The organism is Candidatus Dormiibacterota bacterium, assembly GCA_035532835.1.
In the GTDB taxonomy this organism is placed as follows: domain Bacteria; phylum Vulcanimicrobiota; class Vulcanimicrobiia; order Vulcanimicrobiales; family Vulcanimicrobiaceae; genus DAHUXY01.
This window is the reverse complement of sequence record DATKQG010000004.1, coordinates 1-10,995: the sequence shown is the minus strand read 5'-3', so window position 1 is coordinate 10,995 and position 10,995 is coordinate 1. Positions and strand designations below refer to the sequence as shown.

Below are 10,995 nucleotides of genomic sequence, written 5' to 3'. Positions count from 1 at the left end.
ACTTCGGGGACGGCGGCGCCGCAGATGCTCGGGACCGCTCAGAACGAGCGGCACGCATTTACGCAGCCGAGCAGCTCCACGAGCCAGGCGATTCCGGGCCTCTATGAGGTTGAGTATGCAACGGGCAGCGCATCGACGCTGCATCCGATGCTGCTATCGAAGCTTGCGAGCTTCAAGGGTGTCGCGATGCACTCGATCCAGAACCCGATGACCGGCCACACGGTGCAATTCGTGCACGTCGACCCGCAGAGCGGGCCGAGCGCGGTGGCCGCATTGAGGGCGCTGCCGGGTGTCGTGCGCGTGGTGGCATCGGGCCGAGCGCATTTGATGGCGACGAACGTACGCGATCTCACGAACGAACCGATGTTCCAAGGCGAGCCTACGACCCAGGGTGGCTCCGGCGGAGGCGTCAACAATCCGCCGCTTTATCAGACGGCGTCAACCGGGGGCCAGTGGGACATGCACATGATCGGCCTCGATTACGCCTTCGCCTACTCGCAGCCGAACAACGGCAGCGGCCTTGCGGCCAATCCGAACGCCCTAGGTTCGCCGACGATCAAGCTGGCCGTGATCGACACGGGCGAGGACCTTTCGATTAGGGAACTGCAAGGTGCAAACGGCACGCCCAAGACCGTCTACGCGAAGTGCTTCATCACCAGCGCGAACGGCCTAACGCAGAGCAGGAGCGATTTTGTAACCGACGAGGATGGCCACGGTACGGATACCTCCAGCATCGCGGCCGGTGATTCGGATAACGGCTTCGCCTTCGCGGCGGCGGGCGGCAACGTTTCGCTGATGGCCTACCGCGTATTCCCGACGCCGGACGACACGTGCGTGCCGGGCGGCACGTCCGACAATCAATGCGGCGCGACATATCAGGACATCTCGGACGCGATCGACGACGCGGTGAACAACGGTGCGAACGTCATCAGCATGAGTTTTGGTGCGAACAATCCTAACGGGGGACCAGTTTGCGTCAATGGTCAAGATCCTGACCCGTATGAACAAGCAGCGATTAGCTACGCGCTCGCGCACAATGTGATTCTTGTCGCGGCAAGTGGTAACGAAACCTCAGGCTACGTAGATGCGCCTGCATGCGACGCAGGCGTCATCGCCGTCGGAGCTAGTGCGCTTGCTGATGGACAGCCAAATGGCTCGGGCCATACCGGCGGCACGGCAACCGCGCCGGTTGAGTATGTCGCGAGTTACTCGAACTACTCCGCAGCCGCACCAACCACATGGGGTATCGTGGCTCCGGGCGGCGACGCGAATCCCGCGGCCGGTTCGGCCGGCGATCCCGATCTGCTGCACTGGATCGAGAACGCGTGGACCAGTACGCCGTTCGACTCGAATTTCGCGGGAAATTGCGCGACCGATATCTTCAGCGAGACCGGGAACTGTCGCGTCTTCATCGACGGCACGTCGATGGCGACCCCGCACGTTGCCGGCGCGGCGGCGCTGATTCTCTCGGTTGCGCCTGGCTATGCAAACGCGACGACGATGAAACAACTGCTGTGCAATAGCGCGGATAATATCGGCGACCCGCACCAGGGCTGCGGACGCCTCGACGTCAATCGTGCGATGGCGATGGCCCTCAACGACCCGGTCTTGCCGGGCCCGGTGACGCCGTAGAACGCGTAGAAGCGATCGACGAGTACCAACTCCTCGCGGAGGCCGTCCCCCACATCATTTGGGTGGCGGCTCCGGATGGCCGCGCGGAGTACTTTAACGCGCAGTGGTTCGCGTACACCGGCGCTTCGTACGCCGAGGCGGCGGACGACGGTTGGCTGCGTGCGGCGCACCCCGACGACTTGCCGCGCGTGGTGGGCTTGCGCTCGCAAACGCTTCAAACCGGCGACCTCTTCGAGACGGAGTTTCGGCTGCGCCGGTTCGACGGTGAGTATCGCTGGTTTCTGGTACGGTCGGTCGCGATGCGTAGCCCCTCGGGCGAGATCCTGCGGTGGTTCGGGAGCTGTACCGATATCAACGCCCAGAAGCGCGCCGAGGAGCTGTTGCTGTTCTTCGCACGCGCGGGGAGCGTGCTCTCGGAATCGCTGGAACCGCGCGTTCTCGGCCGCAACTTCGCCAAGTTGCTCGTCCCCGATTTTGCCGACTACTGCCAACTCTTTCTGATCGACGACGACAAGTTCGCATTGCTCGCGGATGATTACGCTGATGCCGCGCAGGCCACCGTGATGCACGACCTGCTGGCTCGGTATCCGGTGACCCGCGACGATAGGCTGATCGCCGGCGTTCTCGCATCCGGCCAACCGCGTTTGATCGAAGAAGTGCTGCCCGAGATGCGCGCCGAGCGCGCCCGGGATGCGGAGCATCGCGCCCTGCTCGACCGCTTCGATGCGCGTTCGCTCATCTGCATGCCGCTCACGGCACGCGGGAATTTAATCGGCGTCTTCCTGAGCGGTTACACGCGCTCGGGGCGGCGTCATTCGTCATCCGACGTTCCTGTATTACACGAGATGGCCCGTCGCCTCGCGCTCGCGCTCGATAACGCGCGACGCTACCAAAACGAGCATGAGGTGGCTGCGGCGTTCGCTAAAGCGATGCTTCCGCGCGAATTGCCGCGCGTCGAGGGCGTGCGCCTTTCGCGCTTGTATATTCCGGCATCGACGGAGCTGCGCGTTGGCGGCGATTGGTTCGACGCGTTTGCATTACCCAGCGGGCTGATCGGGCTCTCGATCGGCGACGTGACTGGGCACGGGCTCGACGCCGCGATCGTGATGGGGGAGATGCGCCAAGCCATTCGCTCCGCCGCGATCGAATCGAATGCGCCATCGCAGGTGCTCGACCACGCCGACCGGGTCTTGGCAATGAATCATCCGGACGCGATCGCAACCGCGGGATTCGGAATCTACGATCCGGCCGATCGCTCCCTCACGTATGCCACCGCCGGGCATCCGCCGCCGCTCGTGGCACGCGCGGACGGCAGCGTATACGAAATTATCGCGAGCGGCTTGCCGCTGGGGCTGCGCAGCGCCGCAACCTGCGATTCGACGGCCATTTCGCTCGATGGCGGAAGTCTCGTATGCTTCTACACCGACGGCCTCACCGAGTTCGATCGCAACGCGATCGAAGGGGAGGAGAGCCTGCACGCCGCGCTCGCAGCGCAAGCCCTCGCACCCGCACGCGATCCCGCCGAAGCAATTTACCACGCCGTCGTCCACGACGGTTCGCATCACGACGACACCGCAATCCTGGTGTTACAAATCGAGTAAACCGGGCCTTGTCCCTCCTGTTTTCGCGACGCAGACGATTTCTTCAATGTGATCCAAAGATCCAAGCCGCATTTACCCTGGAAGGTAATCGGAACGCGAAATGAAGCGGGTTTGCTACTCGAAATCGTCATTGGAGCCACAACGACCGTCCGTAGATAATCGTCCATTTTGCTACCGACTGTGGGATCCGGATCCGAAGATGCCGCGCTCCTACGCCGTCACACTCCACCTTGCCGCTGCGTTTCGATGCCATGGGGCGTCATGTTTTTGGAGCCACGACGCTGCTGTTGGGCGTCGCCAGCCTGGTACTGCACGATCAACTGATCTCGAACTGGCAGTTACCCGGCGTCGCAGCCTTCATCGTCGTCACGTCGGTCGCGCAGATGATCGGCGGTGCCGCAATGCTGTTGCCCAAGACCAGCGGGTTAGGGGCCTGTATTCTAGGCATCGTCTATCTCGTCTTTTCGCTGACCTTCGTGCCGGGTGTCGTTGCCCAGCCGGGGGTCTACGCAAGCTGGGGCAACGTCTTCTATCAATTGGCTCTCGTCGCGGGGGCGATGGTCGTGTATGGGTTGGCGTCGCCGTCCCCGGCCCGTGCCGCGAGGCTCTGCAGGGGCGCGATAGTGCTCTTCGGCTTGTGCAGCATTTCGTTCGCGATCGAGCAAGTGGAGTTTCTCGCCAGGACGGTTAGTTTGGTTCCACAGTGGATTCCGCCGAATGCGATGTTTTGGGCCATCGCTACGACGATTGCATTCGCACTCGCCGGCATTGCGCTTGCCGTCGGCTGTAAATCGCTGCTTGCCTCACGGCTTCTGGCGTCGATGCTCGTGCTGTTCGGAGTTGCAGTATGGATCCCGATCTTGATCGCCGATCCAAGAACGCCCTCGAACTGGAGCGAAGGCATCGAGACCCTTGCGATAGCCGGAGTTGCATTGATCGTTGCGGACTTTCTCGGGCGCGAGAATCTCGCGCGAGAACGCGTCGCTGCAATCTGACTCAGCGTCGCCACGAGAGCTGCGATCCCGCCGTACGGTGCCAGGCGCTTTCGTGGATGAAAGTGCCGTTAGCTTAAAGGTGTCCCGCGCAATTCATCCGGCGCGTACGGCTCAAGGGGCGGTTGAATAACCGATGCTCGCCAGAACTCGCTGTGTCGCGACCGCTTCCTCGAACGTTGGGACGGCGCTGGCTCCGGTTTCGATCTGTTTGAGCCATTCGTCGTAGAGTTCCATCAGCGGCGGGACGTTCTCTAGGACGCTTTCGAAACGCGCGTACGGGGATGGTTTCACATCGAGTTCGTCCGTGGCGTCGGCTTCGATGGCGAAGAGACGCATGTCGAGCAAACCGGTACCGCTTGCGACGGCGGTGCGTTGTTCTCCGTGGACCGCGAGCGTGAACTGTTCGACGTGCGTCGTTGCGTCGGTGGTGAGGCGGGCGACTAGGCCGTCACCGTAATCGAGCAGGGCGAAGGCGCCGTCGTCGGTTTCGCTGGTGAAGGTGCCTTGTTCGTCGGTGCGCTGGGGATTGGCGATGCGCGTGTATCCGGTAGAACGAATCGGCGGACGGCCTGCCAGATGGTTTGCGCCGTCGATCGCGTGAGACATCAGCGCGCCGCAAATACCGCCGCCGGCCTTGCGTTGGAACATCCATCCCCGCGGTTTCAGGTCGGTTGCGCGTCGGCCCGGCATGAGATGGGTGAGTTCGATTTCGCGCATCGGCGCCAGGTGGCCGTTGGCGACCATTTGCTGCAAGGCGATTCGCTCGGGCGCCCAGCGAAACTCGTGCGAGACACCGCAGCCCGTTCCCGCCGCCTTCGCCGCGGCGAGCATTTCCTCGGCTTGCGCCACATTCAGTGCGAACGGCTTTTCGCAGAGCACGTGCTTGCCGGCCGCGAGAGCGGCGAGCGTATCGCCGTGGTGCGCAAAGGGTGGCGACGCGATAACGACGGCGTCGAGTTCGCACCCGGCGAGCATCTCCGCGCACGACGTGAACGCGTGAGGAATCGACCGCTCCTTCGCAACGCCCGCGGCGCTATGCGGCGATGCAAGCGCCACAACGTCGAATCGTGGATGCGCCAGCAGTGCGGGCAGGTGCGCCTTGACGCCGAATCCGGCGCCGACGACGCCGACGCGATATCGTTCTTTCATGATTGCCCGGTTCGACGCGCGCCCGGTTAGGCTTCTTCGCGCAGCTCCGATTCGACCAGATCCATCGCTCGCAAAAGCTGCGTATCGGAGATCACCAGCGGAGGGGTCAGCGAAATCACCTCGCCCTGCGGCCCTGCCTGCAGGGCGATCACGCCGCGCGCCAAGAGGCGCGTAACGATCCGTTCGGCCAGCGCACCGTCGCGCAGTTCCAAGCCCCACATCGCGCCGCGCCCGCGCACCGCCGACACCCCCCGGTATTCGCGCAGCATCGCAAGGCGGTCCGATAGGAGTCTCCCGATGGCGCGGGCCCGTTCGGGAAGTTGCAGCCGTTCGAGTTCGTCGATGGTCGCGAGCGCGGCCGCGCAGCCCATTGGGTTGCCGAGGTAGGTTGAGGTGTGGAGCGCTTCGCCGGTCGATCGCGGCCACGCATCCATGACGGATGCTCGCGCAACCATCGCGCTGATCGGAAAGCCCGAGCCCATGGCTTTGCCGATGCAGATAATGTCCGGGGTAACACCTTCGTGGTTCGCCGCGAACCAATCACCCGTGCGTCCGAAGCCCGTATAGATTTCATCGAAAATCAGCAAAATGCCAAGCTCGTCGCAGAGCGCACGGAGGCCCGGCAGATACCCCGGGGGTGGAACGACGCATCCACCGCGCCCTTGGATCGGCTCGACGAGTAACGCGGCTAGGTCGCTGCGCTGTGATAGCGCCCTGCGGGCGGCCGCCAAAGCGTGTTCCGCGGTATCGCGTTCGGCCCGGGGGTAATCGAGAAAAAGCGTATCTGCGGCAATGAGTCCCGCAAACGGCGTGCGGAATTTGTCGATGCCGCTCACAGCGAGCGCGCCGAAGGAGAGGCCGTGGTAAGCGTTGTGGAATGCAGCGAAGGCGTGCTTACCGGTTGCCAGCATCGCGGTCTTGAGCGCGGCTTCTACGGCCTCGGATCCCGTGGTTGCGAGGAACGTTTTATTCAAGCCGGCCGGTACGATGCCGGTCAGGCGTTCGAGCAGTTGAGCGCGAATCTCGGTGGGGTGAACGTCGCCCATACCGTGCATTAAACGCGCTGCTTGTTCGGCGATCGCTGCGATCACGCGCGGATTGCTGTGTCCTACATTTGCGACCCCAAAGGCCGAGGTCAGGTCTATGTACCGGTTTCCGTCGACGTCGGTAACGGTCGCGCCCCGCGCCGACTGCCAGAACACCGGAAACGTTTCCGAAAGGAACGTCACGTTCTGCGATTCGTAGCGCTGCAATTGCGGGACCAACGCGGCGGTGCGCGGCCCGGGGATTGCGCTTGCAAGGTGTTCGCGCTCGTCGCTACCGGCCATCGTCGGCTCCTTCATGAGTTTCGTCGGTAATCCATCGCACGAACTCCGCGATGCGCGGACGACCGCCGTGGTATGCGAGTAACGGGGGACGCTGTAATTCGCCGAACCGCGCGATGCGGGATGCTCCCAGCGTTTGCGCCATGCGCGCGATCGCGGGCGTGTTTCCCGCAACGGCAATCGCCTCAAGGGGAATGCCGTGCTTTCGCACGCATGCCTGCGCGTCGTGCGGTCCATCGACGCTATAGGCAGCGAGGGTGCGCGGCAACATCGGCGGCGCTTCGTTGGCCGGCGGGTCGAGCAGCAGCACGAATGACGCTTGGGGATTGGAGAAAACGCTCCCGCTCCCGCCCGCCGCGCGAAACGCCGCTAGGTCGCGCGCGCTCGCGACGGCGGCGCTCGCCCCGGCATCGCGCGTGCCTAGCGGAAATTCAACGGTCGCGCGTTCGATTTCGGCCGCCAAGATGCGAGCAAAGGCCTCCGGTGTGATGGTTCCGCCTCGTTCGATAAACAACATGTGAAGCGACAGGCAGCCTTCGGTATCGTACAACACGAAATCGCGGGCGGCGCCCGCAGCGATCGCGGCGGCCGCGCGCTGGTCGGACAGCGCGGATGCGCAGATATATCCGGCGCTCGCCTTATTGCCGTAGGCGACGTATCGCGCGTTCGGCGAGAGTTGTTTGGCGATCCGGGCGAGGGTCGCATCGTTACCGAACGCAACGACGGCGTCGAAGGCTTGCAAATCGACCGCATCGTCGTCGCCGGTCCACTGCTGCGCGCGCGCGGCGCCCGCAAACTCGTCGAGTTCTTCGGCGAGGGTTGAGAAGAAGGCGCGAATGAAGCCGTCTTCGCGGTCCTTGACGAGCACGTCGCACTTCGCGCAGAGCGCGAAGAGCGCGGGCCAGAGCGCGACGCCGATGGTCGTGCGGCTTGAAACGATGCACGTATGCCCCGCCGGCAACGCACGCGCTCGAACGTCGCCGCCCTGCGAGGCATACCCATCCAGCACCGCGAGCTGCCCGAGTTCGCGCTCGATCGTCGCAACGATGGCGGCCGGTTGCAGCGACGAAAAAAGTTGATCCAGCGCATACTCCACCACCGGCAACGAGTATCCGGTGCGCTGCACGACGAGTGCCTGCGCGCGAACGCGAGCCGGGAAGTCGGCGTCGGCCCAGCGTTCGGCCGCGTCCGCGATCGCGCCGACGATCCGGGCCACGGGGACGTGCGAGAGGGCGGTCACGCGCGCAGCAGTTCTTCGGCGTCGAGCGAGCAGCCGCGCAGCGCGGCGCCGTGCTCGCGCCCAATCAGGATAAACCCGCCGTCGTGCGCGACGCCCAAGTCTTCGGTAGCGACCGCCAAACACGACGAGCGATTGGCAAGATCGACATGCACGAGCGCTCCAACCGTTCCATCCGCAAGCGTGGCGCCGTCGGGCCCTACCACGCGCGCGCGCAGCCACGGCGGAGCGAGCTTGACCCGCGTCGGCAACGAGCGCATGGCGGGCGCATCGTAGTACTGCGAACTCAGTTCGGTCATGCTGTATTCCGCTACGATCGCTTCAACGGGCAAGGTGAATCGTTCGCAAATACCCGCGTAGAGCTCGGCGCGCTCGACGACGCGCGTGCGTCCCTTGAAGCCCCCCGTCTCCATGACCCGGGAGCCGGGCGGTAATTCCAACCGGAGATCGCGCGCGGTCATCGCTTCGATCACGTGCACGAGCGCAAACGCGGTTGCGGCGATGCAGACGGGTTCGCGTGACGCAATCGCATCGTGCAGATCGGCCAGAAAGGCATCGAAGAACAGATCGTCGCCCCGGAGATACCACCCCGTTTGCTCGTTCCCGCGCTCGGCACTCACTCGCCCCATCATATAGCCGAGCGAGGATTGCGGGCGGTCGGCCGGGTTGGGTACGAGGTTGAGATACCGCAGCTTCAATCGGTCGCCGAGCATGAAGCGATCGAAGCTCGCCAGGAGCGAGGCGTCGTAGAGATCGCGCGACTCCATAAAATGCCGTCCGCCGATACCCTGCGTGGTGCCGCTGGTTTCAAAGGCTAGTGCGGCAACGGCCGGGTCGAACGTCGTCATCGTCGCTTCTTTAAACGCGGCGCTGGGAACGGCGGGAATCTCGTGGTAGCTCGCGGGCAGCGATGCGAGGCTGAATCCGAGGCTTGCGGCGTACCGAGCGTACGGCTCGTTATACGCGAACTGATGCGCGAAGATGCGCAGGGCGAGGTCGTTGAAATCGCCGTCTTGCATCGGTGTGCCATGGCGATGCCACGCATCGATCCAATGGAGGACCTCGGCGTCGAGCGTCTGCGCGTCTTGGCGGTAGTGAGGCATGGCGGGGACATTCTCGGCCAGCGCGCGAACTCCCAACCCCATGGGCATGACACTTACGCAGAAGATCCTCGCTCGCCATGCGGGCCTCGACCGGGTCGAACCCGGGCAGATCATCAACGCCAACGTCGATTTGGTGCTCGCCAACGAGCTTTCCGCCGCCGTCGCCATCGGCGTCATGCGCGGCATGAAGGGCGCCGACCGCGTCTTTGACGCGAACAAGATCGCGCTGGTCGAGGACCATTTCGTTCCGGCCAAAGACGCGCAATCGGCAAAGCTCGCGAAGCTGATGAAAGATTTCGCCGTCGAGCAGAAGATCAAGCATTTCTTCGACGTCGGCCGCGGCGGCATCGAGCACGTCGTGCTGCCCGAAGAGGGCTTGGTCGCCCCGGGCGAAGTAATCGTCGGCGGCGATTCGCACACCTGCACCTACGGCGCCTTCGGCGCGTTCGCGACCGGTATGGGATCGACCGATATCGCGGCCGCGTTCGTGCTCGGCGAGGTTTGGCTCAAGGTTCCCGGTACGATCAAAATCGTGTACAGCGGAACCCTCAAGAATCACGTATACGCGAAGGACTTGATGCTGCGCACGGTCGGCGAACTCGGCATCGACGGCGCGACCTACCGTGCGATCGAATACCACGGAAGCACCGTCGACGCGCTCTCGATCACCGGCCGCATTACGATGGCCAACATGGCGATCGAAGCCGGCGCGAAGAACGGCATCTTCCACGCCGACGAGAAAACGATTGCCTACGTTCAGGAGCGCACCGATCGCCCGTTCATGGTCGAACGCGCCGATAACGATGCGATATACGAGCGCGTCATCGCGATCGACGTTGACGATCTCGAACCGCAAATCGCGTGCCCGCACACGCCCGACAACGTCCATCCCGTCTCCCAGGTAACGCGCGAAGACATTCCCTTAGACCAAGTCTTTATCGGCTCGTGCACCAACGGGTACATCGAGGATCTGCGGGTCGTCGCGAAGATTCTTCAAGGCAAACGCATTTCGCCGAACGTGCGCGTCATCGTCAACCCAGGTTCGCAAAAAGTCTGGATGCAGGCAGCCGAAGAGGGCATTCTCACGATCCTGGCCGCTGCCGGTTGCGCGGTGAACACCCCCGGCTGCGGCGCCTGCTTCGGCGGGCACATGGGCACCCTCGGCGACGGCGAGCGCGCGCTCTCCACGACCAATCGCAACTACGTGGGCCGCATGGGCTCGCCCAAGTCCGAAGTCTATCTCTCATCGCCCGCTACCTGTGCCGCGTCCGCGCTGACCGGCATCATCACCGATCCGCGCGTCGTCGACGCCGCACTCGTCTAGCTCGCAACGCTCGAAAAGGAACCATCGTGGAATCCACACTACGCGGACACGTGCACAAGTTCGGCAAGAACGTCGATACCGACGTGATCATCCCCGGTAAATACTGCAACATCATCGATCCGGCGGAGCTCGGCAAACACGCGCTCGAAGGCATCGACCCCGAATACACGGCACGCATGAAAGCGGGCGACATTATCGTCGCCGATACGAACTTCGGCTGCGGTTCGAGCCGCGAGGTCGCGCCGATCGCGATCAAAGGCTCCGGCACCTCGGCCGTTATCGCCAAGAGCTTCGCGCGCATATTCTATCGCAACGCGCTGAACATCGGCTTGCCCATCTTCGAATCGAGCGAAGCGGTCGACGGCATCGAAAACGGTGACGAAATCGAACTCGAACCGGCGACCGGCGTCATTCGCAACATCACGCGCGGCACGTCGTACCAAGCGGCGCAATTCCCGCCGTTCATGCAATCGCTCATCGACGCCGGCGGGCTTGTTCCGTACGTAGAAAAGCGACTCGCCGAAGCGAATCGCTAGTGATCGCGTTGTAGTACCGCGCGAGAGCGGGCTACACCGGTTTGCCGGGGCCTGTGAAGGAGGAGCGGAGCCAGGATGGCGGGAGCGACGACG

General features: G+C 63.6%; 9 protein-coding genes. 5 read left to right on the top strand and 4 right to left on the bottom strand.

The genetic code is table 11. The features are described 5' to 3' along the window. The 3 genes from VMW12_00160 to VMW12_00150 form a co-directional block, all read left to right on the top strand. Positions 1-1,632 (top strand): S8 family serine peptidase (locus VMW12_00160; protein ID HUZ48131.1); only part of this gene is annotated, 1,632 nt, incomplete at its 5' end. Further along, positions 1,554-3,233 carry a SpoIIE family protein phosphatase gene (locus VMW12_00155; protein ID HUZ48130.1) on the top strand — a complete coding sequence of 560 codons (1,680 nt, stop codon included), beginning with the start codon at positions 1,554-1,556 and terminating at the stop codon, positions 3,231-3,233. The genes VMW12_00160 and VMW12_00155, both read left to right, overlap by 79 nt. A 230-nt stretch (positions 3,234-3,463) precedes the next feature. Further along, positions 3,464-4,228, top strand: a complete 765-nt coding sequence (locus VMW12_00150; protein HUZ48129.1) for a hypothetical protein — start codon at positions 3,464-3,466, stop codon at positions 4,226-4,228. A gap of 111 nt (positions 4,229-4,339) precedes the next feature. Here the strand turns inward: VMW12_00150 and VMW12_00145 are convergent, their stop codons facing one another. The 4 genes from VMW12_00145 to VMW12_00130 are packed head-to-tail and all read right to left on the bottom strand — an operon-like array spanning position 4,340 to position 9,042. Continuing rightward, positions 4,340-5,377, bottom strand: coding sequence for a Gfo/Idh/MocA family oxidoreductase (locus tag VMW12_00145; protein ID HUZ48128.1), 1,038 nt, complete (start codon positions 5,375-5,377; stop codon positions 4,340-4,342). Between the two features lie 26 nt (positions 5,378-5,403). Next, positions 5,404-6,720: an aspartate aminotransferase family protein gene (locus tag VMW12_00140; protein ID HUZ48127.1), complete on the bottom strand. Its 1,317-nt coding sequence runs from the start codon at positions 6,718-6,720 to the stop codon at positions 5,404-5,406. Continuing rightward, positions 6,695-7,942 (bottom strand): acyl-CoA reductase, encoded by a 1,248-nt coding sequence (locus VMW12_00135; protein HUZ48126.1) that lies wholly within the window; start codon positions 7,940-7,942, stop codon positions 6,695-6,697. The genes VMW12_00140 and VMW12_00135 overlap by 26 nt, the downstream gene beginning before the upstream one ends. Then, positions 7,939-9,042 (bottom strand): hypothetical protein, encoded by a 1,104-nt coding sequence (locus tag VMW12_00130; protein HUZ48125.1) that lies wholly within the window; start codon positions 9,040-9,042, stop codon positions 7,939-7,941. Before VMW12_00130 ends, VMW12_00135 begins: the two co-directional genes overlap by 4 nt. Before the next feature lie 40 nt (positions 9,043-9,082). On the opposite strand from VMW12_00130, the gene VMW12_00125 reads away from it, so the two are divergent. Both VMW12_00125 and VMW12_00120 read left to right on the top strand, forming a co-directional pair. Continuing rightward, positions 9,083-10,366, top strand: coding sequence for a 3-isopropylmalate dehydratase large subunit (locus tag VMW12_00125; GenBank protein ID HUZ48124.1), 1,284 nt, complete (start codon positions 9,083-9,085; stop codon positions 10,364-10,366). A gap of 26 nt (positions 10,367-10,392) precedes the next feature. Continuing rightward, positions 10,393-10,902, top strand: a complete 510-nt coding sequence (locus VMW12_00120) for a 3-isopropylmalate dehydratase small subunit (protein HUZ48123.1) — start codon at positions 10,393-10,395, stop codon at positions 10,900-10,902. Positions 10,903-10,995 lie beyond the last annotated feature (93 nt).

Bases quoted from the DNA above. Each gene is read 5' to 3' on its own strand.
- VMW12_00145 (HUZ48128.1), bottom strand. From the start codon at position 5,377: ATGAAAGAACGATATCGCGTCGGCGTCGTCGGCGCCGGATTCGGCGTC.
- VMW12_00125 (HUZ48124.1), top strand. From the start codon at position 9,083: ATGGGCATGACACTTACGCAGAAGATCCTCGCTCGCCATGCGGGCCTC.
- VMW12_00130 (HUZ48125.1), bottom strand. From the start codon at position 9,042: ATGCCTCACTACCGCCAAGACGCGCAGACGCTCGACGCCGAGGTCCTC.
- VMW12_00140 (HUZ48127.1), bottom strand. From the start codon at position 6,720: ATGAAGGAGCCGACGATGGCCGGTAGCGACGAGCGCGAACACCTTGCA.